Source organism: Streptomyces eurocidicus (genome assembly GCF_002891295.1).
GTDB lineage: Bacteria > Actinomycetota > Actinomycetes > Streptomycetales > Streptomycetaceae > Streptomyces > Streptomyces eurocidicus.
Window position 1 is genome coordinate 107902 of the sequence record NZ_LGUI01000013.1, and the last position, 24235, is coordinate 132136.

20 protein-coding genes and 1 riboswitch are annotated in these 24235 nt (G+C 72.7%); of the genes, 6 read left to right on the plus strand and 14 right to left on the minus strand.

Going from position 1 to position 24235, the window contains the following annotated elements:
- Nucleotides 1-72 precede the first annotated feature (72 nt).
- Nucleotides 73-909 (minus strand): SAM-dependent methyltransferase, encoded by an 837-nt coding sequence (locus AF335_RS31190; protein ID WP_102921930.1) that lies wholly within the window; start codon nt 907-909, stop codon nt 73-75.
- A gap of 350 nt (nt 910-1259) precedes the next feature.
- Nucleotides 1260-2687 (minus strand): peptidase C39 family protein, encoded by a 1428-nt coding sequence (locus tag AF335_RS31195; RefSeq protein WP_102921781.1) that lies wholly within the window; start codon nt 2685-2687, stop codon nt 1260-1262.
- 198 nt (nt 2688-2885) lie between these two features.
- Between AF335_RS31195 and AF335_RS31200 the strand changes: the two genes are divergently transcribed.
- The gene (locus AF335_RS31200) at nt 2886-3515 is read left to right on the plus strand and encodes a uridine kinase family protein (RefSeq protein WP_376697794.1); all 630 of its coding nucleotides are present in this window, start codon (nt 2886-2888) and stop codon (nt 3513-3515) included.
- A gap of 501 nt (nt 3516-4016) precedes the next feature.
- A complete protein-coding gene (locus tag AF335_RS31205; protein ID WP_102921932.1) occupies nt 4017-5933 on the plus strand; it encodes an AAA family ATPase in 1917 nt (638 codons plus the stop codon).
- 256 nt (nt 5934-6189) lie between these two features.
- Here AF335_RS31205 and AF335_RS31210 read toward each other — a convergent pair whose 3' ends face one another.
- From AF335_RS31210 to ribD, 10 genes are all read right to left on the minus strand, one after another.
- Nucleotides 6190-7278 (minus strand): hemolysin family protein, encoded by a 1089-nt coding sequence (locus AF335_RS31210; RefSeq protein WP_102921782.1) that lies wholly within the window; start codon nt 7276-7278, stop codon nt 6190-6192.
- Entirely contained in the window at nt 7275-8630 is a 1356-nt protein-coding gene (locus tag AF335_RS31215) for a hemolysin family protein (protein WP_102921783.1), read from the minus strand. Before AF335_RS31215 ends, AF335_RS31210 begins: the two co-directional genes overlap by 4 nt.
- Before the next feature lie 198 nt (nt 8631-8828).
- Nucleotides 8829-9293: a PH domain-containing protein gene (locus AF335_RS31220; RefSeq protein ID WP_102921784.1), complete on the minus strand. Its 465-nt coding sequence runs from the start codon at nt 9291-9293 to the stop codon at nt 8829-8831.
- A gap of 21 nt (nt 9294-9314) precedes the next feature.
- The gene (gene hisG, locus AF335_RS31225; RefSeq protein WP_102921785.1) at nt 9315-10163 is read right to left on the minus strand and encodes an ATP phosphoribosyltransferase; all 849 of its coding nucleotides are present in this window, start codon (nt 10161-10163) and stop codon (nt 9315-9317) included.
- A 100-nt stretch (nt 10164-10263) separates the two neighbouring features.
- Complete coding sequence (locus tag AF335_RS31230; protein WP_102921786.1) at nt 10264-10536, minus strand: phosphoribosyl-ATP diphosphatase; 273 nt, start codon at nt 10534-10536, stop codon at nt 10264-10266.
- Nucleotides 10537-10569: 33 nt separating this feature from the next.
- On the minus strand, nt 10570-11055 hold the full coding sequence (gene ribH, locus AF335_RS31235) for a 6,7-dimethyl-8-ribityllumazine synthase (RefSeq protein ID WP_102921787.1): 486 nt from the start codon (nt 11053-11055) through the stop codon (nt 10570-10572).
- Nucleotides 11056-11119: 64 nt separating this feature from the next.
- Nucleotides 11120-12400 (minus strand): bifunctional 3,4-dihydroxy-2-butanone-4-phosphate synthase/GTP cyclohydrolase II, encoded by a 1281-nt coding sequence (locus tag AF335_RS31240; protein WP_102921788.1) that lies wholly within the window; start codon nt 12398-12400, stop codon nt 11120-11122.
- A gap of 53 nt (nt 12401-12453) precedes the next feature.
- Nucleotides 12454-13179: a nicotinamide mononucleotide transporter family protein gene (locus AF335_RS31245; protein WP_102921789.1), complete on the minus strand. Its 726-nt coding sequence runs from the start codon at nt 13177-13179 to the stop codon at nt 12454-12456.
- Nucleotides 13176-13796, minus strand: coding sequence for a riboflavin synthase (locus tag AF335_RS31250; protein ID WP_102921790.1), 621 nt, complete (start codon nt 13794-13796; stop codon nt 13176-13178). The genes AF335_RS31245 and AF335_RS31250 overlap by 4 nt, the downstream gene beginning before the upstream one ends.
- Nucleotides 13797-13798: 2 nt before the next feature.
- Nucleotides 13799-14893, minus strand: coding sequence for a bifunctional diaminohydroxyphosphoribosylaminopyrimidine deaminase/5-amino-6-(5-phosphoribosylamino)uracil reductase RibD (gene ribD / locus AF335_RS31255; protein WP_184743129.1), 1095 nt, complete (start codon nt 14891-14893; stop codon nt 13799-13801).
- Between the two features lie 207 nt (nt 14894-15100).
- Nucleotides 15101-15231, minus strand: a riboswitch (FMN riboswitch).
- Between the two features lie 431 nt (nt 15232-15662).
- On the opposite strand from ribD, the gene AF335_RS31260 reads away from it, so the two are divergent.
- Nucleotides 15663-18047 (plus strand): chitinase C-terminal domain-containing protein, encoded by a 2385-nt coding sequence (locus tag AF335_RS31260; RefSeq protein WP_483409773.1) that lies wholly within the window; start codon nt 15663-15665, stop codon nt 18045-18047.
- A 92-nt stretch (nt 18048-18139) separates the two neighbouring features.
- Nucleotides 18140-19363 (plus strand): MFS transporter, encoded by a 1224-nt coding sequence (locus AF335_RS31265; RefSeq protein WP_102921793.1) that lies wholly within the window; start codon nt 18140-18142, stop codon nt 19361-19363.
- 165 nt (nt 19364-19528) lie between these two features.
- Here the strand turns inward: AF335_RS31265 and AF335_RS34965 are convergent, their stop codons facing one another.
- Complete coding sequence (locus AF335_RS34965; protein WP_170127849.1) at nt 19529-19945, minus strand: hypothetical protein; 417 nt, start codon at nt 19943-19945, stop codon at nt 19529-19531.
- Between the two features lie 218 nt (nt 19946-20163).
- On the opposite strand from AF335_RS34965, the gene AF335_RS31275 reads away from it, so the two are divergent.
- Complete coding sequence (locus AF335_RS31275; protein WP_102921795.1) at nt 20164-21582, plus strand: uracil-xanthine permease family protein; 1419 nt, start codon at nt 20164-20166, stop codon at nt 21580-21582.
- A gap of 80 nt (nt 21583-21662) precedes the next feature.
- On the plus strand, nt 21663-22355 hold the full coding sequence (locus AF335_RS31280) for a DUF5995 family protein (RefSeq protein ID WP_102921796.1): 693 nt from the start codon (nt 21663-21665) through the stop codon (nt 22353-22355).
- A gap of 58 nt (nt 22356-22413) precedes the next feature.
- Here AF335_RS31280 and AF335_RS31285 read toward each other — a convergent pair whose 3' ends face one another.
- Complete coding sequence (locus AF335_RS31285; protein ID WP_102921797.1) at nt 22414-24114, minus strand: flavin monoamine oxidase family protein; 1701 nt, start codon at nt 24112-24114, stop codon at nt 22414-22416.
- Between the last annotated feature and the right edge of the window lie 121 nt (nt 24115-24235).

Sequence of the window (24235 nt, forward strand, 5' to 3'; positions counted from 1 at the left end):
CAGGACCTAAGGTAACCCGCCGGGCCGTTCCGTCCCCCGGTCCGCCCGGGCTACCGCCTCCGGTCGGGCGGGTCACGGCTTGCGCCCCACGCCGGCGAACCCCACGTGCATGGCGGGGTCGTCGGCCGGGCGGTCCGGGTGCGCCGACCCGCCCGTGACCGGTTCGGGGCGCCAGGCCGGCATGGACACCAGGCCCGGCTCGACCATCTCGAAGCCGTCGAAGAAGCGCGCCACCTCGGCCCGCGAGCGCATGAGCAGCGGGGAACCCGCCCTGCGGTAGACGCCCTCCACGGCCTCGCCCTCCTCCGGCTTCATCGGGCCGGTGTCGGTCGACGCGTGGGTGAGGACCAGCAGGCTCCCGGGGGCGAGCGCGTCGCGCAGTTCCGCCACGGCGCCCCAGGGGTCGTCCTCGTCCCGCGTGAAGTGGAGCACGGCGACGAGGAGCAGCGCCACGGGCCGGTCCAGGTCGAGCAGGCCCGTGACCTCGTCGCTGCCCAGGACGGCCCGCGGTTCCCGGAGGTCCGCGGCCACCACGGCGGAACGGGCGTCGCCGTCCAGGACGGCCCGGCTGTGGGCGACGGCCACCGGGTCGTGGTCGACGTAGACGACGCGCGCGGCCGGGTCCGCGGCGCGTGCGATCTCATGGACGTTGCCGAAGGTCGGTATGCCGGAGCCGATGTCGAGGAACTGGGTGACGCCCTGTCCGACGGCGTGGCGCACGGCGCGCCGCAGGAAGGCCCGGTTCGCCTGCATGATCTTCGGCATCCCCGGGAAGGCCACCATGGCGCGCCGTGCGGCCTCGCGGTCGGCCTCGAAGTTGTGCGAACCACCCAGGTAGTAGTCGTAGATACGGGACACGCTCGGCACCGAGATGTCGATGCCCGGAGGGGCCCAGGTAGGACGCTCGATCACTCTGTCGCTCCAGCTCATCGCGCGGGCATTGGAGCAGAGGCTACTGATCGTTCGTTCGAATGGAAGGTGCAAGCGGAAATCAACGGTCCGCATACCGTCGCTCACTCGTGTCCGTCCGCCGCGGGTGCGTCACCCGGGGCGCGGCGAAACCACCTTCCCGCGTGAGATGCATCTCTCCCGTTCCCCTCACCGGCCACACCCGCCCCAGGGTGGGCGACGGCGGCACTCGGCCGAATCATGCCAATAAATGATCATGAGGGGAAAACGTGCGGCCGGCGTGCCCCGGGGCGTCCCGGGGCCGGCGGGCCCTGCCGATCCCGGGACGCCCCGCGCCGCCGCACCCGGCGTCAGCGCAGTCCGAGCTCCTTCAGCGCACGGCGCTGCTCAGGGGCGGGGTCGGCGGGGAGGTAGAGGTAGCAGACGCCTCCCGTGCCGCTCCGCACCTGGCCCTGCGCGTTGTGGCGCTTGGTCCTGAGCCAGATGTTCTCGAACTGACGGCGCCGGTAGACGCGCCGGACCTGGGCGTCCGTCGGGCTCGCCGGGTCGTTGGCCACGACATCACCGTTACGGGTGAATCCGATGAGACACATGAGGTGGCCTGCCGTGCCATAGCCCGCGCCGTCGAGCTCTTCGGCGAGGAACGACTGGGAGGTGATGACCGGGATCTTCGCGCGGATGAGCCGCTCGACGTCGTTCAGCGAGCCCAGCCGGGTGACCAGGCCCTGGAGTTCGCGGTACGTGGCGGCGTAGGCGGCGTTGAACGGCCAGTTCCCACAGCCCTTGTACTGGTAGTCGTAGGTGTACCGGGCCGCGTGGCAGACCTGGGGGTCCTCGAAGGCCGGGTCGACCCAGGCGAGCTCCTCGGGCGTGGCCCGGCGGCCCCAGTACTCGATGACCATCTGCGAGGAGGTCGGGCTGCACCACGCCTCGCCGCCGTTGTCGTACTCCGGGTACTGCCCCTTGTGGATCTCCTGCGAGAAGCGCGGCACCTTCAGCTCGCGCCCGGCGCCGGACCCCGGCTTCGAGGCCGGCACGGTGAACCGGTCGGGGATGTCGGACCCCATGGCGCCGAGCCGCCACACGGTCGGCGTCAGCGTGGAACCGGGCCTGCGGTAAAGGGTGAGGCGCAGCTCGTAGGAGGCGACGCGCGGGCCGGTCGCGGGCGAGTCGACGGCCAGGGTGTCGGTGGAGACGCTGCTCTTCCCGTCGCCCTGCCCGTCGACGGACGTCCGCCGGATGTCGCCGGCCGCGTCCCCCGCGGTCCACCGGCCCATGACGTACCACGGGGTAGTCGCGCGGTCGGTGTAGGTGCCGCGCAGCTCCACCTGGAGCCAGGTGCCGGAGGGGGCGTGGGCGTTCCAGGAGGCGATGATCTCGCTCGCGGGAACGGGCAGCCGGTGGACCGGACTGGTCCAGGTGGCGTACTCCCAGGCGGTCTTGGCGCGGGTGTGCGGATCGGTGTAGTCGAGGGTGCCGACGGGGCGGGCGAGGGTCAGCCCGGGGCGCTTGTCCGCGTGGACGTGGGTGCCGTGGGCGCTGCCCTGGCGCCAGTCCGCGGCGGTGGTCCAGGCGCGGTTGTCGACGGCGGCGGAGCGCGCGCCGGGCGCGGCGGCGGAAGCGGACGGGGAGGCGGCCGCCGACGAGGAGGCGGACGGGGAGGGCGAGGGCGGGGAGGCGGCGAAGGCGGGCACGGACGCGGAGGCCACGCCGCCCGCCGCCGCGGCCCCGAGGGCTGCGGCGAGCACGGTGCGGCGGGGCGTGGGTCTGCTGGACATGGCGGTGGTCCCCCAGTCGGTCGGCGGTAAGGGGTCGGGTACGGGGTCCGGCCCGGAAGCGGGTCCGGGCCCCGTACCCGGGTTCAAGGACCCGGGCCGGGTTCGGGACCCGCTCCGGGTTCGGGTGCGAGCCACTGATTCCCCGTACGGCGCGTCCCCAATACCGGGCGGCCCCCGAAGCGGCCATAGGGTGAGCCGGTGAACGCCCCCCGCCCCGCTTCCGCCCGGTTCCCCCTGGATCCTCCCCCGGACCCGCTGCCGGCCCTCGCCCGGCGGCTGCTGGCACTGCCGCCGTCGCTGGGGCCGGTGCGGCTCGTGGCCGTGGACGGGCACGCCGGTTCGGGGAAGACGACCTTCGGCGCCCGGCTGGCGGCGGCACTGGGCGGCGCGCCCGTCCTCCATCTGGACGACCTCGCGACCCACGAGGAGCTGTTCGACTGGGTCGGGCGGATGGCCGAGGGCGTCCTCTCGCCCTTCGCGCGCGGCGAGGCCGCGCGCTACCGCGCCTACGACTGGGTGGCACGGCGCTTCACCGAGGAGCGTGAGCTGCCCGCCGCCCCCGTCGTGCTCGTCGAGGGCGTCGGCGCGGGACGCCGGGCGCTGAGGCCCCATCTGGCGTGCCTGCTGTGGATGGAGTTGGCGTACGAGAGCTCCTGGGCCAGGGGTCAACTCCGTGACGGGCCCGGTCTGACCGAATTCTGGGACGGCTGGAAGCGAGCGGAGGTCGAACACTTCGCCGGGGACCCGACGCGCCCGTACGCCGAACTGCTGATTCTTCAGAGCGAAAAGGGGTACGAGGTACTGCCGGGCCCGCGGCAGCTGCCCTGAACCCCCGCAACCCTCACTCTCGGTGACCGGCGGCCGTCTCACAGCCCCCACACAGCCGCAGGTCGGAGGCACCCCAGCGCCGGATCCCCGCCGAGTGCGCCAACTCCGCTTGACCGAGGGGGCGTACAGGACTTACGTTCTCATTGTGCGGCCGGTGAAGGCCGCCTGTGGACGCGAAGCCCCCGGTTGTTCCCCCGTGATCGGGGGCTTCGTTCCCCTCACCCCTTTCCCGTATGAGCGCTTTGCTCCCGGGCCCTCCTCACCCAGGGTGACCGCCCTCCGGACCCCGGACCGGCCCTGCGGGGATCGCGTTTCCGCCGTGAACAGCGGTGCGGCACCCTTCGGCCCATGCCGACCACGCAGGTACGATGCGAGCGGTGCACCCATCGGCGGGTGTACCGAGCACACTGGTCAACTCCCGTCCACAGCACAGCGGTTCAAAAAGCGCGCCAGGCACGAGCCCGGCAGCACGCTACGGGGGCACGGTTTGTGGGGGACGTGATGGATTTCGGCATGCAGGGCCCACCCGCCCCGGCCGATCTCGCCTGGCTGCGCGCCGTCGACGCCTACACCATGGGCGCGTACGCACAGGCCGAGGAGGAGTTCCGCGCGGCGGTCCGGGTCGACCCGGGGATGGCGGACGCCTGGCTCGGGCTGCACGCGCTGCGCGCCGACACCACGACCGCGCTGCTGCGCATGTACCGCCACCGGGACCGCTTCGGCGAACAGCGCGCCCGCCACCGGCGGACCCTCAATTCCTGGTACTGGCTGGGCTGGTGGGTGCAGCCCGTCCTGGAGAGCGGCCGCGACCTGCTGCTGGCGCACGCCTCGCACTGGCTCGACGGCCGCCATGTGCCGGAGCTGGACCGGGCCCTGGCCGGCTGCCCGCCCGCCGAGACCGATCTCCAGGCGCGCTTCCTGCACGCCTGCCGCGCCTATCTGGTGAAGGACTGGGAACAGCTCGTACGCCACACCGAACCGTTGCTGGACGACCCGCTGCTCGGCATCGAGGCGGGGCTGTTCGGCGGCATGGCCAGGGTCCGGCTGGAGATGTACGGACAGGCCGAGCCGCTGCTGGCCGCCGCGCTGATGCGGTGCCGCAGCGAGCAGCCGCAGCGCAAGGAGCTGCGCTACTGGCTGGCCCGCGCCCATGAGGGCACCGGGCGGAGCGCCGCGGCCCTCCCCCTCTACCGGGCGGTGCACCGGGTGGACCCCTCCTTCATGGACACCTCGGCCCGGCTCACCGCCATCGCCGAGGGGGACGGCCTGGAGGACCACCTGGGCCTCGCCCCGGTGCCGCTCGGCGGCCCGGCCGGCCAGGAGCCCGCGCCCGCCGGCGACACCACGGCGGGCGACACCGACCCCGCCGCCCCCGGCTCCCTCGACGGCCGCGGCGTCCTGACCGGGACCGACCCGGCGCCCACCGGCCCCGCGCAGACCGGCGGCGACGACGTCCGCCGCAAGGCCCGGGTCCCCGCGCAGGCCCCGGCCGAGCCTCCGTCGCCGGGCCCCTCCGACCCCGTGCTGCTGGCCAGGGCGCTCTCGGAGCTGGAGCGGATGGTGGGGCTGGAGCCGGTGAAGCGGCAGGTGCGGGCGCTGTCGGCACAACTGCACATGGCACGGCTGCGGGCCGGCCAGGGACTGCCCGTACAGCCCCCCAAGCGTCACTTCGTCTTCTCCGGCCCCTCGGGCACCGGCAAGACGACGGTCGCGCGGATCCTCGGCCGGGTCTTCTACGCCCTCGGGCTGCTCGGCGGCGACCATCTGGTGGAGGCCCAGCGGGCCGATCTGGTGGGCGAGTTCCTGGGTCAGACGGCGGTCAAGGCCAATGAGCTGATCGACTCGGCGCTGGGCGGGGTGCTCTTCGTGGACGAGGCGTACAGCCTCTCCAACTCCGGCTACAGCAAGGGCGACGCCTACGGCGACGAGGCCCTCCAGGTGCTGCTCAAGCGCGCCGAGGACAACCGCGACCGGCTGGTGGTGATCCTGGCCGGCTACCCCGAGGGCATGGACCGCCTCCTCGCCACCAACCCCGGCCTGGGCTCCCGTTTCACCACCCGGGTCGACTTCCCCAGCTACCGCCCCGCCGAACTCACCAGCATCGGCGAGGTGCTCGCGGGCGAGAACGGCGACCGATGGGACGACGAGGCGCTGGAGGAGCTGCGCAGCATCAGCGGCCATGTGGTCGAGCAGGGCTGGATCGACGAGCTGGGCAACGGCCGCTTCCTGCGCACCCTGTACGAGAAGAGCTGCGCGTACCGCGATCTGCGGCTGTCGGGGTATCCGGGCGAACTGACGCGGGACGACCTGGCGACGCTGCGGCTGCCGGACCTGATGCAGGCGTACGGCGAGGTGCTGTCCGGGCCGGGCTGGAACTCGCCGAAGCCGGGGTCCCGGGATCCCCAGGACCCGGCGTAGGGGCGCTCCCACCCGCCCCTTCCGAACCGGGGGCCGGCCCCCGGGCCCCGTTCCGCGCGGCCGGACGGTGTCCTCAGCTTCCCCCGGCTACCTCCCCCGGCTACCGCTGGGGGTGCCCCAGGTGGTGCCCCCGGACGGGCTGATTTCAGCCCGTCCGGGGGCACCTCCCAGCGGTAGCCGGGGGAGCTTGAGGACATTCGGGAAGGGGCGGCTAGGGGAAAGCTCTACCGCCCGCACGCCGGCACAGCCGGACCGCTCAGCCCGCCATCGCCTCCTCCCGAGGCAGCCGGGGATCCGCGACCCGCACCGTGGGGACCACTTGGTGCGAAGGATCCCGCACCTCACCCACCAGCATCTCCAGCACGTCCTCCAGGGCGACCAGGCCCAGCACCCGCCCGGTCCCGTCCGCGACGGCCGCCAGGTGCGCGGCGGCCCTCCGCATCACGGTGAGGGCGTCGTCCAGGGGCAGTTCGGCCCGGAGGGTCTCGACGCGGCGCCAGATGTGCTGCGGGACGGCGCGCTCGCGATCCTCCAGGTCCAGGACGTCCTTCACATGGAGGTAGCCCATGATGACGCCGCCGGGGCCGGCCACCGGGAAGCGGGAGTAGCCGGTCCGCACCGTCAGCTCCTCGACCTGCCGGGGGGTGACGGACGGGTCGACGGTGACCAGGGTGGCGGGGTCCAGCAGGACGTCGGTGACCGGGCGGCTGCCCAGCTCCAGGGCGTCCTCCAGGCGCTCCTGCTCGGCCCGCTCCAGCAGCCCGGCCTGGCGGGAGTCCGCCACCAGGCGGTTGAGCTGCTCGCTGGTGAAGACCGCCGCCACCTCGTCCTTGGGCTCGACGCGGAACAGCCGGAGCACCCCGTGCGCGCAGGCGCCGAGCAGCGCCGTGACCGGCCGGCAGAGCCGGGCGAAGGCGACGAGCCCCGGGCCCAGCCAGAGCGCCGCCCGGTCGGGCGCCGACATCGCCAGGTTCTTCGGCACCATCTCACCGATGACCAGGTGCAGGAAGACCACGAGCGCCAGGGCGATCACATAGCCGAGGGGGTGGATCAGCCCCGCCGGCAGCCCCACCGCGTGGAAGGCGGGCTCCAGCAGCCGGGCCACGGTCGGCTCGGCGACCGCGCCCAGGGTCAGGGAGCAGACGGTGATGCCGAACTGGGCGGCCGCCATCATCTGCGGCAGGTTCTCCAGCCCGGTCAGGACGGTGCGGGCACGGCCCGAGCCTTCCGCGGCCCGGGGCTCGATCTGGCTCCGCCGCACGGAGACGAGCGCGAACTCGGCGCCGACGAAGAAGCCGTTGGCGAGCACCAGCACGAGGGCGAAGAGGAGTTGCAGGAAGCTCATCGCGTCTCCCCCCCGACCGCGCCGGCGGCGGCGAGGGGAGCCGTACGGGCGAACCGCACCCGCTCGGCGCGGTGGTGACCCACCCGGCGCACCGAGAGCCGCCAGCCGGGCAGTTCGGCGGTGTCGCCGGGCACGGGGATGCGGCCGAGGAGGTCGGCGACGAGCCCGGCCACGGTCTCGTACGGGCCGTCGGGCGCGTCCAGCCCCACGCGGCGCAGGACGTCCACCCGGCAGCCGCCGTCGGCGTCCCACACGGAGCGGCCGTCCTCGCAGGCCACGGGGGCCAGTTCGGGCCGGCCGGCCTCCAGGGCGTCGTGCTCGTCGCGGACCTCGCCGACGAGCTCCTCGACGATGTCCTCCAGGGTCACCACCCCGGCCGTGCCGCCGTACTCGTCGACGACGACGGCTATCGGCTGCTCGTTGCGCAGCTGCTCCAGCAGCGGCTGCACGGGCAGCGTCCCGGGGACGAGCATCGGGGCGACGGCGATCCGGCCGACGGGTGTGCGCAGCCGGTCGGGGCCGGGGACGGCGAGGGCCGCCTTGAGGTGGACCACGCCGACGACCTCGTCCAGGCGCTCGTGGTACACCGGGAAACGGGAGAGGCCGGTGGCCCGGGTGAGGTTGAGGACGTCCTCGGCGGTCGCGGACGACTGGAGGGCGCTGACCTTCACCCGGGGGGTCATCACATGCTGGGCGGTCAGTTCGCCGAGCGAGAGGGTCCGTACGAACAGGTCGGCGGTGTCCTGCTCCAGGGCGCCGGCCCGGGCCGAGTGCCGGGCGAGGGAGACGAGTTCGCCGGGGGTGCGGGCGGAGGCCAGCTCCTCGGCGGGCTCGACGCCCATGGCCCGCACCAGCCGGTTGGCCACCGCGTTCAGCGCGGTGATCACGGGGCGGAAGAGGTGGGCGAAGGCGTGCTGGGGACCGGCGACGAAGCGCGCGACCTGGAGGGGCCGGGAGACCGCCCAGTTCTTGGGCACCAGCTCGCCGACGACCATCTGGACGGCGGAGGCGACCAGCATGCCGGTGACCACGGCGGCGCCGGGCGCGACGCCCCCGGGGACGCCGGCCCCGGCCAGCGGGCCGGTGAGCAGGTGGCCCAGGGCGGGCTCGGCGAGCATGCCGACCACCAAGGAGGTGAGGGTGATGCCCAGTTGGGTGCCCGAGAGCTGGAAGGAGAGCTCGCGCAGGGAGGCGACGACGGTGCGGGCGCGGCGGTCGCCGTCGGCCGCGGCCCGTTCGGCCTCCGGCTTCTCGACGGTCACCAGGCCGAACTCGGCGGCGACGAAGAAGCCGTTCGCCAGGATGAGGAGCAGGGCTGCCGCGAGGAGCAGCAGGGACACGGTGACACTCATGCCGCCGCCTCGTCACGGTGGGCGGCGGCGCGGGTACTGCAGGACGATCCGTCCATTGCCGGAGGGAGTCACTCCTCGGTTCGCAGGTGCCCCGCGCGGCCGTGGTGCACGGGGCCGCTGCGGTGCGGGGCGGGGCACGGCGTGTGCCCGTGGCACCAGAGTAATCAAGGAGATGCCGCGCGGGGGGTGACGGGCGCCTCAGGTCGTGGAGGTGCCCGTGCCGTGTGCCTCGGCCAGCGCGCGCAGCGCACGGGCGTCGGCGATGGCCTGCTCCTTGGCGACGCCCGGCTGGATGCCCATGGCCGGCAGGCTGGTGCCGTCCGAGAGGTCGAGGTGGACCCAGGCGTCACCGGCGCGCAGGTTGACCCGGACGACCTGGGCCCAGGCGAGCCGCCGGGTCGTCGCCAGGTTCACGACGGTGACGCCCTCCTCGGAGGCGACGACCTTGGGGCGGCTGAGCACCGCGAGCCCCGCGAAGAACAGCAGCCCGGTGCCGATGAAGGTGGCCCGGTCCCCGCCGGTCAGGGTGGAGAGGGTCAGGGACACCACCGTGAGCACGGCGAGGAGCGCGGCGCCGAGGGACAGCAGCACGATCCGGGTGCGGGTGGGCCGGAAGGTGACGGGCAGCTCGGGCAGGCCGGCCGGGGGCTGGGGCGTGGACACGTCGTACGTTCCTTCGGGCCGTCAGAGGCGGCAGGCGTGGATGCCGGTGGTGAGGATGGCCCGCGCGCCCAGCTCGTAGAGCTCGTCCATGATGCGCTGGGCGTCCTGGGCGGGGACCATCGAGCGGACGGCGACCCAGCCCTCGTGGTGCAGCGGGGAGACGGTGGGCGACTCCAGGCCGGGGGTGAGGGAGACGGCGCGCTCGACGTGCTCGACGCGGATGTCGTAGTCCATCATCACGTAGCGCCGGGCGACCAGGACGCCCTGCATCCGGCGGAGGAACTGCTGGACCTTGGGGTCGTCGACGGGGGCGCCGGCGCGGCGGATGACGACCGCCTCGGACTCCAGGATCGGCTCGCCGATGATCTCCAGACCGGCGTTGCGCAGGGTGGTGCCGGTCTCGACGACATCCGCGATGATCTCGGCGACGCCGAGCTGGATGGCCGTCTCGACGGCGCCGTCGAGGTGGACGACGGAGGCGTCGACGCCGTGGTCGGCGAGGTGCTTGGTGACCAGGCCGGAGAACGAGGTCGCGATGGTCATGCCGCCGAAGTCGCCGACGCCCTTCGCGGTGCCCGGCCGGGTGGCGTAGCGGAACGTCGACCCGGCGAAGCCGAGCTGCATGATCTCCTCGGCCCGGGAGCCGGAGTCCAGCAGCAGGTCGCGGCCGGTGATGCCGATGTCGAGCTTGCCGGAGCCGACATAGACCGCGATGTCGCGCGGGCGCAGGAAGAAGAACTCGACGTCGTTGGCCGAGTCGACGAGGACCAGTTCCCTGCGGTCCTTGCGCTGGCGGTAGCCGGCCTCATGGAGCATCGCCGACGCAGGCTCGGAGAGAGAACCCTTGTTGGGAACGGCGATGCGCAGCATGAGTTTTGCTTCTTCCTTTATCGGTGATGCGTGTCGTCTGTGATGCGGGTGCTTCTGTGGGGTCCGCAGGGCATTCGCGGGGTGCGAATCGCCCTGCGGGCTACAGATGAGCGTATACGTCGTCGAGGGAGATCCCCCGGGCGACCATCATCAGCTGAACGTGGTAGAGGAGCTGGGAGATCTCCTCGGCGGTGGCGTCGGCGCCCTCGTACTCGGCGGCCATCCACACCTCGGCGGCCTCCTCGACCACCTTCTTGCCGATGGCGTGCACCCCCTTGCCCACCAGTTCGGCGGTGCGGGAGGTGGCGGGGTCGCCGGAGGCGGCCTTCTGCTGGAGCTCGGTGAACAGCTCCTCGAACGTCTTCTTGGACATGGTGGTCCTACCCTACGGGGTCCGGTCCGCCGGTCAGTGCCAGGGCTCCGACACGGAGCGCAGGATGACGGCCGTGGCGACGGCGGCGGTGACGGCCTCGTGGCCCTTGTCCTCGGCCGAGCCCTCCAGCCCGGCGCGGTCCAGGGCCTGCTCCTCGGTGTCGCACGTGAGGACGCCGAAGCCGACGGGGACGCCGGTGTCGGCGGAGACCTGGGTGAGGCCCTGGGTCACGCCATGGCACACGTACTCGAAGTGCGGGGTGCCGCCGCGGATGACGACGCCGAGGGCGACGATCGCGTCGTACCCCCGGCCGGCCAGGACCTTGGCCACGACCGGCAGCTCCCAGCTGCCGGGGACGCGGAGCAGGGTCGGCTCGTCGATGCCGAGGTCGTGCAGGGCCCGCAGGGCGCCGTCGACGAGGCCGTCCATCACCTTCTCGTGCCACTGCGCCGCGATCACGGCCACGCGCAGGTCCTGACAGTTCCGCACACTCAGCTCGGGGGCGCCCTTGCCGCTCACGTTTCTCCTCGGGTGGTTCGTCCGGGTTCCGGGGTCCGACCCCGGAGGGGGGTTCTGGGGTGGATCACTGGTTGGCGCAGGGGGACACCGGGTCGGTGTCGAGCCAGGGCAGGTCGTGACCCATCCGGTCGCGCTTGGTGCGCAGATAGCGGAGGTTGTGCTCGCCCGCCTGTACAGGCATCGGCTCCCGGCCGGTGACCTTGAGCCCGTGCCGGGTGAGGGCGGCGGTCTTGTCGGGGTTGTTGGTCATCAGCCGCAGCGAACGGACGCCGAGGTCGGCGAGGATCCGGGCGCCCGCGGCGTAGTCGCGGCCGTCCGCCGGGAGGCCGAGTTCGAGGTTGGCGTCGAGCGTGTCGCGGCCCTCCTCCTGGAGTTCGTAGGCGCGCAGCTTGGGCAGCAGGCCGATGCCGCGGCCCTCGTGGCCCCGGAGGTAGAGGACGACGCCGCGGCCCTCGGCGGCGATCCGCTCCAGGGAGGCGTGCAGCTGCGGGCCGCAGTCGCAGCGCTGGGAGGCGAAGACGTCGCCGGTCAGGCACTCGGAGTGGACGCGCACCAGGACGTCCTCGCCGTCGCCGAGGTCGCCGGCGACCAGGGCGATGTGCTCCACGCCGTCCACCGTCGAACGGTAGCCGTGGGCGCGGAAGTCGCCGAAGGCGGTGGGCAGCCGGGTGACGGCCTCCCGGCGGACGGTGGGCTCGGCCGAGCGGCGGTAGGCGATCAGGTCCTCGATGGAGATGATCGACAGGCCGTGCTTCCGGGCGAAGGGGATCAGCTCGGGCAGCCGCAGCATCGTGCCGTCCTCGCCCGCGATCTCCACGATCGCGGCGGCGGGCCGCAGCCCGGCGAGCCGGGCGAGGTCCACCCCGGCCTCGGTGTGGCCGTCGCGGACGAGCACCCCGCCGGGCTTGGCGCGCAGCGGGAAGACATGGCCGGGGCGGACGAAGTCGCCGGGGGCCGTGGTGGGATCGGCGAGCAGCCGGATGGTGGTGGCGCGGTCGGCGGCGGAGATGCCCGTCCCGGTGCCGTGGGCGCGGGTGGCGTCGACCGAGACGGTGAAGGCGGTGCGCATCGACTCGGTGTTGTGCTCGACCATCTGCGGCAGGTCGAGCCGGGTGATGTCCGGCTCCTCCAGCGGCACGCAGATCAGGCCGCGGCACTCGCTCATCATGAAGGCCACGATCTCGGTGGTGACCTTCTCGGCGGCGACGACGAGGTCGCCCTCGTTCTCCCGGTCCTCGTCGTCCACGACGACGACGGGCCGGCCGGCCGCGATGTCGGCGATGGCGCGCTCGACCGGGTCGAGGGTGAAGTCCTCGGCCGTGAACCAGCTCTCCAAGGCGGTCATCGCAGATTCTCCTTCTGTGCTTTCTCCGGCGGCGCGGAACGTCGGCAGGCTGTTCACGGCTGGACGACTCGCGGCTGTTCGATCTGGCGGGCAACGGTCACATCGGTTTGACGCACTACGGTCACGAGTACCGCCTCCCCGCCGGAGGCGGACGCGGCGCCCGAACGGGAGCGCAGCCACCAGTCGCGCAGGCCCCACAGGACGAGGGCGAGATAGATGACGTAGACAAGGCCGGAGAAGGCCAGTCCGCTGGTGAAGGCGAGGGGGACGCCGACGATGTCCACCAGCAGCCAGGCGAACCAGAACTCGACGAAACCGCGGGCCTGGGCGACCATCGCGGCGAGGGTGCCGACGAAGATGTAGGCGTCCGGCCAGGGGTTCCAGGACAGCTCCGGCACGGCCGTGAACAGGGCGCCGACGGCGAGGGTGCCGACGGCGGTGCCCCCGAGCAGGGTGAGGCGCTCGCGCCAGGTGGCGAAGCGGACGGCGATGGAGCCGTCCTGCGCCTCGCGCCGGCCGCGGTGCCACTGCCGCCAGCCCCACACCGCAACGCCGATGACCAGGAGCTGCTTGCCGATGCCGCCGCTGAGGTGCGCGGAGGCGTAGGCGGCGACGAGGATCACGCCGGAGAGGAACTGCGCGGGCCAGGTCCATATGGAGCGCCGCCAGCCGAGGGCCAGGGCGACCAGACCGACGCTGTTGCCGATCATGTCGGACCAGATGACGTGCTGCCCGAAGGCGGCGAACGCCTCGCTGTTGAGCCAGGTCGGGGCGCTCATGCGACCGGCTCCCCGGTGCCCCGGACGACGCCGTCGGCGAGCAGCCGCTCGACGTACTTGGCGAGGACGTCGACCTCGAGGTTGACCGGGTCGCCGACCCGCTTCACCCCGAGGGTGGTCAGCTGGAGCGTGGTGGGGATGAGGCTGACGGTGAAGAAGTCCTGGCCGGCCTCGACGACCGTGAGGCTGATGCCGTCGACCGTGATGGAGCCCTTGTCCACGACGTAGCGGCGCAGGGCGGCGGGAAGGGCGATCTTCACGATCTCCCAGTGCTCGCCGGGCACCCGCTCCAGGATGGTGCCGGTGCCGTCCACATGGCCCTGGACGAGGTGGCCGCCGAGGCGGCCGCCGAGCGCCATGGGGCGTTCGAGGTTGACGCGGGAGCCGGGGACGAGGGCCCCGAGGCTGGAGCGCTTGAGGGACTCGGCCATCACGTCCGCCGTGAACTCCCCGTCCGCGGTCTCGACGACCGTCAGGCAGACGCCGTTGACGGCGATGGAGTCGCCGTGCTTGGCGCCCTCGGTGACGAGCGGGCCGCGGAGCCGGAACAGCGAGGAGTCGCCACGGTTGTCGACGGCGACGACCTCGCCCAATTCTTCGACGATTCCGGTGAACACGTTCAGTTCTCCTCAGGAGCGGTGGTGGAAGTGGTGGGGACCGCGGTGATCCGCAGGTCGGGGCCGAGCCGGGTGACGTCGGTGACGTCCAGGCGCGGGGCACGGGCGAGGGTGGCGACGCCGGCGTCACCGAGGGCGGTGGGGCCCGCGCCGAGCAGGGCGGGGGCGAGATAGCCGACGACGCGGTCGACGGCGCCGGCGGCGACGAACGCGCCGGCGAGGGTGGGGCCGCCCTCCAGCAGGACGGAGCGGACCCCGCGCCGGTGGAGCTCGGTGAGCAGGGCGGTGAGGTCGAGGCCGGTGCCGTCCTGGGGCAGCCGGACGACGTCGGCGCCGGTCAGATGGCCGGTGTCGGCGTGCTCGCCGACGGCGATCAGGGTGGGCGCCGCGTCGTCGAGCACCCGGGCGCCGGGCCGGATCGAGGCGTGGGTGTCGACGACGACGCGCAGCGGCTGGGTGACGGTCCCCTCTTCGAGGAGGGGGCCGCGCACGGCCAGGTGCGGGTCGTCGGCGCGCAGGGTGCCGGAGCCTACGACGACGGCGTCGGCCTCGGCGCGCAGCCGGTGGACGTCGGCGCGGGACTCGGCGGAGCTGATCCAGCGGCTGGTGCCGTCGGCGGCGGCGCTGCGGCCGTCGAGGGTGGCGGCGTACTTCCACAGCACGAAGGGGCGGCCGAGGGCGGCCGAGGTGAGCCAGGCGGCGTTGCCGGCCGCGGCCTCGGCGGCCAGCAGCCCGCCCTCGACGGCCACCCCGGCCGCGGCCAGGGTGGCCGCGCCTCCGGTGGCGTCGGGGGTGGGGTCGGCGACGGCGTAGACGACCCGGCCGATACCGGCGGCGATGAGGGCCTGGGCACAGGGGCCCGTGCGGCCGGTGTGGTTGCAGGGTTCGAGGGTGACGACGGCGGTGCCACCGCGGACGTCGTGTCCGGCGTCGGCCGCGTCGCGCAGGGCGTTCACCTCGGCGTGCGGGGTGCCGGCGCGGTGGTGCCAGCCCTCGCCCGCCGGGCGGCCCTGCGCGTCGAGCAGGACGCAGCCCACGACGGGGTTGGGGCTGGTGGAGCCGAGGGCACGAGCGGCGAGCGCGATCGCGCGCCGCATCGCTTCTGCTTCGGGGGTGCCCTCTCGGGTGGCCACCGGGTCCTCCTGCCTCATCGGGCACGGACTCCGGGGCTGTCGTACGGGACGACGAAGGGACGGGTACGCGGACGACCGGGACACCGGTGGCCGGAAAATGCGGCCGAGGAGGGAGCGCACCCCTTGACGGGGCGGCCGCCACCTGTGGAACGGTGTGCCGTCGCTTACCCGCCGCGCACTGCCTCCCATCCGGACTTTAACCGTCGGTCCAGGAGTTTCACCTGGTCAACCGACCGCTGGCTGCGGACGGGTCGCGGACTGTAACCGCCGGTTCGGACTTTCACCGACCCCGGAGTGCGCTGCGTAAATGGATCTCAATTCATGCTACATGGCACCTGACCTGCGCGTTCCTTGAAAACTGCCGGGCTGCTACTGGTCAGGCGCCTCCGAGCGTACGCCGAGGGGCGGCGCGGTGTCCACGGTGATGTGACGGAGTGGGGCGGACGGGTCCGGCGGGGGTCAGGGAGGCGCTCGGCGGAATCAGAGGGTCCGGCGGGCCGGTGCCGTACGGGGCACGGGGAGCACATGGGCCGGGAGGTACGGCCGGGCGCCCCCTGTCCGAAAACCCCGGCTCGAACTTTGGTCCATACCTATTGACGCACTGGTCTAGTCCTCTTAACCTCTGCCACACCTCCGAGGAGTACGGCCCGGGTACGCGCGAACCCTGGCCATGGCACGACGCACCCACCCCCCGCATCGCTCGACCGAGCCCCCCACCTGGAGGAACCCGATCGTGTTGGCCGGAAACAGACCCCTCGACCACCCGCCCGCCGGACCTGCCCGCAGATCCCGCCGCGGCCTCACCCTCACCGCCGTCGGCACCGCCCTCGCCGGGCTGCTCCTCGGCACGCTCTCCGCGACCGCCTCGCACGCCGAGGACCAGTCCGCCTGTCGCCCCGACGGCCTCTACACCACACCCGGTGTCGACGTCCCCTACTGTTCCGTCTACGACGCGGCCGGCCGCGAGAAGATGGGCGCCGATCACCAGCGCCGCGTCATCGGCTACTTCACCGGCTGGCGCACCGGCAAGGACGGCACCCCCGCCTACCTCGCCTCCGACATCCCCTGGGACAAGGTCACCCACCTCAACTACGCCTTCGCGCACGTCGGATCCGACGACAAGATCTCCGTCGGGGCGGACGGCCCCGGGAACCCCGCGACCGGGATGACCTGGCCGGGCGTCGCGGGCGCCGAGATGGACCCCGCGCTGCCCTATCAGGGCCACTTCAACCTGCTGAACAAATTCAAGAAGCAGCACCCGCAGGTGAAGACGCTCGTCTCCGTGGGCGGCTGGGCCGAGACCGGCGGCTACATCGACGAGAACGGCAAGCGCGTCGACTCCGGCGGTTTCTACAAGACCGCGACCAATGCCGACGGCTCGGTGAACCAGGCCGGGATCGACACCTTCGCCGACTCCGCCGTCGCGTTCGTCAAGAAATACGGATTCAACGGCGTCGACATCGACTACGAATACCCGACGTCGATGAAGGACGCCGGCAACCCCAAGGACTGGGCGCTCGCCAACGCCCGGCGCGGCGGCCTCAACAAGGGGTACGCGGCGCTGATGAAGACCCTGCGCGAAAAGCTGGACCGCGCCGGCGCGGCGGACGGCAAGCACTACCTCCTCTCCGTCGCCGCCCCCTCCTCCGGCTATCTGCTGCGCGGCATGGAGACGTACCAGACGACGAAGTACCTGGACTACGTCAATGTGATGTCCTACGACCTGCACGGCGCCTGGAACGAATTCGTGGGGCCGAACGCCGCGCTCTACGACGACGGCAAGGACGCCGAGCTCGCCAAATGGGGCGTCTACTCCACCGCGCAGTACGGCGGCATCGGCTATCTCAACGGCGACTGGTCGTACCACTACTTCCGGGGCGCCCTGCCGCCCGGCCGGATCAACCTCGGCCTGCCCTATTACTCGCGCGGCTGGAAGAACGTCACCGGCGGCACCGACGGCCTCTGGGGCACCGCGAAGACCACCACCTGCCCGGCCGGCTCGGGCCTGACCACCTGCGGTGACGGCGCGGTCGGCATCGACAACCTCTGGCACGACCAGGACGACGCGGGCAAGGAGTCCCCGGCCGGGTCGAACCCCATGTGGCACGCGAAGAACCTGGAGAAGGGCGTCGTCGGGGACTACGCCACGAAGTACGGATTCCCGGCCGGCACCAAGCTGACCGGCACCTACGCCCGTAAGTACGACGCCACCCTGGTGGCCCCCTGGCTCTGGAACGCCGAGAAGAAGGTCTTCCTCTCCACCGAGGACGAGCAGTCCGTGCAGGCCAAGGCGCAGTACGTCGTCGACAAGGGGCTCGGCGGCACGATGGTCTGGGAACTGGCGGGCGACTACGGCTACAACGCCGCCAAGGGCCAGTACGAGCCCGGCACCACCCTCACCTCCACGATGTACGACGCGTTCAAGGCGGCCCCCGCCTACGGCGCCCGGCGGGCCACCACGGAACTGCCCGCCCAGGCGATCGACATCGACGTGAGCCTCGGCAGCTTCCCGCTGGGCGACAGCAACTACCCCATCAACCCGAAGGTCCACTTCACCAACCGGACGAAGACCACCATCCCCGGCGGCGCGGAATTCCAGTTCGACTACGCGAATTCCGCACCGGGCAATGCCAAGGACCAGTCGGGCTGGGGGCTGAAGGTCGTCCGCAGCGACCACACGGCGGGAAACAACGTCGGGGGTCTCAAGGGCGACTACAACCGGGTCTCGGTGAAGCTGCCGGCCTCCCAGCCGCTCGCCCCCGGTGCCTCGGCCGATCTCGACTTCGTCTACTACCTGCCGACCTCGACGCCGTCCAACTGGACCGTCACCTTCGGGGGAAAGACCTACGCCCTCGCCGGTGACCTGGCGCGTGGCACGACCGTGGTCGAGCCGGGCGGCGCCACACCGACCCCGACCGGAACGCCGACGGGCACGCCCACCTCGACGCCGACGGGCGGCGCCTGCACCGCGCCGTCCTGGGACAAGGGCGGCGTCTACAACGGCGGCGCCACCGTCTCCTGGAAGTCGCACTCCTGGAAGGCCAGATGGTGGACCCAGGGCGACGAGCCCGGCACCACCGGCGAATGGGGGGTGTGGCAGGACCTCGGCGCCTGCTGACCGGCGCACCCGACCGCCCCTTGACCGGAAGCGGTAACGGGGTCCGCGGCAGGCTCGACCCGCCCGGGCCCCGTCGGGGAGGATGCGCGTCCATGGCCACCAGAGCGAGGCGAACGGAACGCACGGCTCCGCCGGACCCGCGGCTGCGCCGGGCGAGACGCGCGGTGGCCGCCGTCTTCGCCGTGCACGGCGCGGTGAGCGGCAGCTTCGCCACCCGTATCCCCTGGATCCAGAGCCACTTGGACCTCGGCGCGGGCGAGCTCGGCCTCGCCCTCGCCTGCCCCGCGATCGGCGCCTGCTGCGCGATGCCCCTGGCGGGCCGGATCGGGCACCGGTTCGGCGCGCGGGCCGCGCTGCGCGGGCTGCTCGCCCTGTGGTGCGCCTCGCTCGCGCTGCCCGCCCTCGCCCCCGGCCCGGCCGCCCTCTGCGCCGCGCTGGCCGTGTACGGGGCCACGTCCGGGACGACGGACGTGGCCATGAACGCGCTCGGCGTGGAGACGGAGGAGCGGCTGGGCCGGTCGATCATGTCGGGGCTGCACGGGATGTGGAGCGCGGGGGCGCTCGCCGGTTCCGCCGCCGGCACGGTCGCCGCGCACACCGGCCTCGACGCCCGGATCCACCTGGGGCTCGCCGCCTTCGTCCTCCTCGTCCTGGGCGTCCTCGCCTGCCGGCGGGTCCTGGACCCGCCGGCGGCGGCCGGATCGCACCCGCCGCCCCGGTTCGCGCTGCCGCCGCGCTCCGCGCTGGCCATCGGGGCGGTGGCCTTCTGCGCGGTGTTCGCCGAAGGGGCGAGCCTGGACTGGTCGGCGGTCTACCTCCGTGACGTCCTCGGCACCGGGCCCGGCCTCGCGGCGGCCTGCACCACGGCCTTCTCCTGCACCATGGCGGCCGCCCGGTTCGCGGGCGACGCGGTGACCGAGCGGCTCGGGCCCGTACGGACGGTACGGGCGGGCGGCGCGCTGGCGACCACCGGCGGGCTGCTGGTGGTCCTCTCGACCGGACCGGCACCGGCGGTCGGGGGCTTCGCGCTGATCGGGCTGGGCGTCGCCGTCGTCGTGCCGCTGGCCTTCGCCGCCGCCGGGCGCAGCGGTCCGGCGCCGAGCCAGGCCATCGCGGGCGTCGCGACGATCACCTACACCTCATGGCTGATCGCCCCGGCCGTGATCGGCCGGATCGCCGGCGCCGGCTCGCTGGTGATGTCGTTCGAACTGGTCACGGCGCTGACGGCGGGGCTGGTGGCGGGCGCCGGGGTGCTACGGGCCCGGCCCCGGGGCGCCGCCCCGGACCCTGATGCCCTCAAGCGCCGGACGGGCTGAAAATCAGCCCGTCCGGCGCTTGAGGGCATTCGGGAAGGGGCGGGTAGGGGAGAAGGAAATCGCGGGACACCCCGGAAACGGGGACCGAACAGCGGAACGGGCCGTACGGCGGCCCCTCTCTGGGTGCCGCCGTACGGCCCGGATCATCCGGCCTGGGAGTGCCGGCTAGAGGATGCCGAAGAGACCGCCGAGGCCACCGAAGCCGTGGCCCCAGCCGCCGCCGTGGCCCCAGCCTCCGTGGTGGCGGCCGCAACCGCCGTCGTCGTCCCAGTCGCCCCAGCCGCCCCAGCCGCCGTGGTGACGGCCGCCACCCCAGCCGTCACAGTCGTCGTGGTGGCCGCCCCAGCCCCGGCCATCGTGGTGGCCGTGGCCGCCCCAGCCGCCGCGGCCGTCGCAGTCACCGTCACCGTCGTGGTGACGGCCGTGGTCGTGGCCGTGGTGGTCGCGGTCACCGTCGTGGTCGTGGCTCCACGCCTGGACCGCCGGGGTCACGGGGGTGGCCTGGGCCACGCCCGAGAGCGGGACGATGGCGGCGGCGGCGAGAACGGCGGCAGCCGCGGTACGGCCGACGAGCTTGCGCATATCTAGTCTCCTGTTTGCAGGAAGTCGGACAACGGACGCATACCGTGCGGACGACCCGGAACATCCGGAGATTCAGGTCATACAGTCGTACGGACCATCAATTGCCCCGATTGCAGCAGTCCGCCGCGCGGTGCCGCCCCGCCCCGACGGTGCGGAGCACCACCCGCCGCGGCTTAGCATGAGGCGAATCCCCCCCACCACGAACATCAGGAGCAGTCATGGGCCTCGGCGTGCGCTGGACCCTGCACGGCGACGGGCGCACCCCCGCCCCCGGGGCCGTCGTCAGACCGGACGAGCGGCTCTCCTGGCCACGGACGGCGGGCCTCGGCGCCCAGCACGTGGTCGCTATGTTCGGGGCATCGTTCGTGGCTCCGGTACTCATGGGTCTGGACCCCAACCTCGCGATCATGATGTCGGGCGTCGCCACCATGCTCTTCCTGCTGGCGACGCGCGGGCGGGTGCCCAGCTACCTCGGCTGCAGCCTCTCCTTCGTCGGGGTGGCCGCGATCATCCGGGCCCAGGGCGGCGGCAGCGCGGCCGTCACCGGGGCGATCCTCGTGGTCGGCGCGGCGCTGTTCGCGGCCGGTCTGGTGGTGCGGAAGTTCGGCGCCCGGATCATTCACGCGGCGATGCCGCCGGTGGTCACCGGTGCCGTGGTGATGCTGATCGGCTTCAACCTGGCACCGGTCACGGCGCGCACGTACTGGCCGCAGGACCAGTGGACGGCCCTGCTGACGATGCTCTTCACCGGCCTCGCCGTGGTGTGCCTGCGCGGCTTCTGGTCACGCGTCGCGATCTTCCTCGGCCTGGTCTTCGGCTACGCGCTGTCCTGGGGCCTGGACCGGGTCTTCGGGAAGATCCACTCGGTGAACGGCGGCACCGAGGCCGTGGACCACTGGCGCCTGGACCTCTCCGGGGTCGCCAAGGCCGACTGGATCGGCCTCCCCTCGCTGCACGCGCCGAGCTTCGGCTGGTCGGCGATCCTGGTGGCGCTGCCGGTGGTCATCGCGCTGATCGCGGAGAACGCCGGCCATGTGAAGGCCGTCGGCGAGATGACGGGCGACCCGCTGGACGACCAGCTGGGCACCGCGATCTCCGCGGACGGCGCGGCGACGATGCTCTCGACCGCGGTCGGCGGCCCGGCCAACACCACCTACTCCGAGAACATCGGCGTCATGGCGGCCACCCGGGTCTACTCCACGGCCGCCTACTGGGCCGCCGCCGTCTTCGCCCTCCTCTTCGGCGTCTGCCCCAAGTTCGGCGCCGTGGTCGCCGCGATCCCGGGTGGTGTGCTGGGCGGGATCACTGTGATCCTCTACGGCATGATCGGCCTGCTGGGCGCCCAGATCTGGGTCCACAACAAGGTCGACCTGCGCAATCCGCTGAACCTGGTGCCGGTCGCGGCGGGCGTCATCATCGGCATCGGCGGCGTCGGCCTGAAGGTCAGCGACAACTTCGAGCTCAGCGGCATCGCGCTCGGCACGATCGTGGTGCTGTCCGGCTACCACGTTCTGCGCGCCCTGGCCCCGGCCCACCTCAAGACGCAGGAACCCCTGCTGGACGAGGGCACGAGCAGCTACGACCCTGTGGCCGGAGACGGGAACGGGGGCGACGCGCCCTCGCGCGACCGGGGCTGACCCCTTCGCCCGTTCACCCGTTCGGGCGGTGTGCCCCACCGAAGTCCCTACGCTCCGTACATGCATGTCACTCTGTGTGCATGACGATGACATGGGGGAAGCCCGTCGCACCCACCGGTGTCGCGGAGGTGCTGGCGCGGATGCGGGGGCTGGAGGCGGCGCTGCCGCCGAGGGACGGCGTGGCCGTCTTCAACCGGGTGTATCTGGCGGTCACGGAGGAGATCGCGCGGCGGGTGCGGTCCGGCGGATTCGCCGACGGCCCGGCGGCGGCCGAGCTGGATGTGCGGTTCGCCGGGCGCTATCTGGCGGCCGTGGACGGCGTCGCGGCGGGCGGCCGGGCGCCCGCCTGCTGGCGGCCGTTGTTCCAGCTGCGGGGTCATCCCGCCGTGCGGCCGCTGCAGTTCGCGCTGGCCGGGATCAACGCCCACATCGGACACGACCTCGCGCTGGCGCTGACCGACACCTGCCGGGCGCTGGGGACGGAACCGGCGGCCCTGGAGGGCGACTTCGACCGGATCGGTGAGCTGCTGGCCGCCATGGAGGGGCGGATCCGCGAGGAGCTGATGCCGGGGCCGGACGTCCTGGACGTCGCCGACCCGCTGACGCATCTGGTCGGCGCCTGGAGCCTGGACGCGGCCCGCGGCGCGGCCTGGGCGTCGTTCCGCGCGCTGTGGGCGGTGCGGACGCTGCCCGAGGTGGCGGAGGAGCTCACCGACCGGCTGGACTCGGGCGTCGGGCTGGTCGGCCGGTGTCTGCTCACCCCGCTGGGATGAGGGCCCCGCCTCCCGCGCACGGGAGGACGGGACCCTCACAGCGGACTTCGCGCGCGGCTCAGTCCTCCGGGAGCTCCACCGGCGCGATCTCGTCGTAGACGTCGCCCGGACCCGGGTTGGTGGCGTCGGTCCCGCCGCCGAACTGGTGCATCACGCCCCACACGGCGTTGAGCGCGGTCTGCACGGCGCCCTCCGCCCAGCCGGCCGTCCAGGAGATGTCGTCGCCCGCGAGGAACAGGCCGCGCTTGTCCTCCGGCAGCAGGTCCTGCATGAAGTGGGTGAACAGACGCCGCTGGTAGCGGTAGTGGCCCGGGAGGTTGGCCTTGAAGGCGCCCATGAAGTAGGGCTCGTTCTCCCAGGAGACCGTGACCGGGTTGCCGATGATGTGGCGGCGGATGTCGACCTTGGGGTAGATCTCGCCGAGCGACTTGAGCATGACCTCCATGCGCTCGTTCGCCGACAGCGGCAGCCACTTGAGGCTGTCGTCGCACCAGGTGTAGGAGAGGCAGATCACGGCCGGCTTGTCCGGTCCGTCGTCCAGGAGGTACGTGCCCCGGGTCATCCGGTCGGTGAGCGTCATCGACATGACGTCACGGCCCGTCTCCTCGTCCTTGTCCAGCCAGAAAGGCCGGTCCACCGGCACGAACAGCTTGGAGGACTCCATGTAGTGGGTGCGCTCCATCGCCGTCCAGTGGTCGATGGGGAAGAGCGAGTCATCACAGGCGATCTTCGACAGGAGCATCCAGGACTGCGCGGTGAAGATCGCCGCCCGGTAGGTGCGGATGTCGCCGTCGGCGTCCGTGACGGTGATGCCGTTGCCCGCCGTGCGGTGCAACCGGGTGACCGCGGGGCGGGGCTCGCCGTCGTGCAGCGAGGAGAGGGAGGTGCCCGGTGCCCAGTGGACGAGCTTGCCCGGCTCGCGCTCCCACAGCCGCTGCGGGAGCTGCTGGCTGCCGCCGACGATGCCGCGGTGGTGGTCGTCCGCCTCGGTATAGACGACGCGCAGGATCTCCAGGATGGAGTTGGGGAAGTCGGTGTCCCAGCCGCCGGTGCCGAAGCCGACCTGGCCGAAGATCTCCCGGTGCCGGAAGGACTTGAACGCCTCCGACTCGCACAGGAAGCCGTAGAAGGTCTGGTTGTCGAGCTTCTCGACGAGCTCGGCCCAGATCTCCCGGATGCGCGGCACGTCGCGCTCGCGCAGGGCGCGGTTCATGTCCGAGAAGTCGGCGCCCTCCTCCAGGCAGGCGTTCCACGCGTCCGCGACCTCGCGGTAGACCGCGGGCAGGTCGTCGATGGACTTGGCGTAGTGCGACTCGCCCTTGAGGTCGACGACGGTCGACGGGGTGTCGGGGGCCAGCGGGTTGGGGAAAGGCTTGGTCTCCAGGCCCACCAGGTCGATGTAGTACTGGAGGGCGGTGGAGCTGGGCGGGAAGCGCATGGCGCCCATCTCGGCGGTGAGCGAGGGGTCGCAGCCCTCGAAGCCGACGGTCCGCAGCCGGCCGCCGATCCGGTCCGCCTCGTACACGACGGGCTTGAGGCCCATCTTCATCAGCTCGTAGGCGGCGATGATGCCCGACAGGCCGCCGCCGATGACCGCGACCTCGGTGCCGTGCTCGGTCGCGGGTATCTGACCGAGGCCCGCGGGGTGCGCGAGGAAGTCGTCGTACGGGAAGGGGAAGTCCGGACCGAACATCGTGATCGGCGGCAGGGCCGGCTCCGACTGCTCGTCGTGGGCGGCGGTGGGCACCATGGACGTCATCGGCTGAACTCTCCTGCGGAATGGGGGGCGGCTCTGAAAGACGGCGGCACGGGGCTGCGCTGCGCCGCGTCGCCTCGGCGGGGGGGTGTCGGACGAGGCCGGACGGGGATCCGGCGGGGCC

Bases quoted from the DNA above. Each gene is read 5' to 3' on its own strand.
- AF335_RS31265 (WP_102921793.1), top strand. From the start codon at position 18,140: ATGGCCACCAGAGCGAGGCGAACGGAACGCACGGCTCCGCCGGACCCG.
- AF335_RS31245 (WP_102921789.1), bottom strand. From the start codon at position 13,179: ATGAGCGCCCCGACCTGGCTCAACAGCGAGGCGTTCGCCGCCTTCGGG.
- AF335_RS31285 (WP_102921797.1), bottom strand. From the start codon at position 24,114: ATGACGTCCATGGTGCCCACCGCCGCCCACGACGAGCAGTCGGAGCCG.
- AF335_RS31240 (WP_102921788.1), bottom strand. From the start codon at position 12,400: ATGACCGCCTTGGAGAGCTGGTTCACGGCCGAGGACTTCACCCTCGAC.
- AF335_RS31280 (WP_102921796.1), top strand. From the start codon at position 21,663: ATGACGATGACATGGGGGAAGCCCGTCGCACCCACCGGTGTCGCGGAG.
- AF335_RS31195 (WP_102921781.1), bottom strand. From the start codon at position 2,687: ATGTCCAGCAGACCCACGCCCCGCCGCACCGTGCTCGCCGCAGCCCTC.
- AF335_RS31230 (WP_102921786.1), bottom strand. From the start codon at position 10,536: ATGTCCAAGAAGACGTTCGAGGAGCTGTTCACCGAGCTCCAGCAGAAG.
- AF335_RS31205 (WP_102921932.1), top strand. From the start codon at position 4,017: ATGGATTTCGGCATGCAGGGCCCACCCGCCCCGGCCGATCTCGCCTGG.
- AF335_RS34965 (WP_170127849.1), bottom strand. From the start codon at position 19,945: ATGCGCAAGCTCGTCGGCCGTACCGCGGCTGCCGCCGTTCTCGCCGCC.
- ribD (WP_184743129.1), bottom strand. From the start codon at position 14,893: ATGCGGCGCGCGATCGCGCTCGCCGCTCGTGCCCTCGGCTCCACCAGC.
- hisG (WP_102921785.1), bottom strand. From the start codon at position 10,163: ATGCTGCGCATCGCCGTTCCCAACAAGGGTTCTCTCTCCGAGCCTGCG.
- AF335_RS31215 (WP_102921783.1), bottom strand. From the start codon at position 8,630: ATGAGTGTCACCGTGTCCCTGCTGCTCCTCGCGGCAGCCCTGCTCCTC.
- AF335_RS31275 (WP_102921795.1), top strand. From the start codon at position 20,164: ATGGGCCTCGGCGTGCGCTGGACCCTGCACGGCGACGGGCGCACCCCC.
- AF335_RS31210 (WP_102921782.1), bottom strand. From the start codon at position 7,278: ATGAGCTTCCTGCAACTCCTCTTCGCCCTCGTGCTGGTGCTCGCCAAC.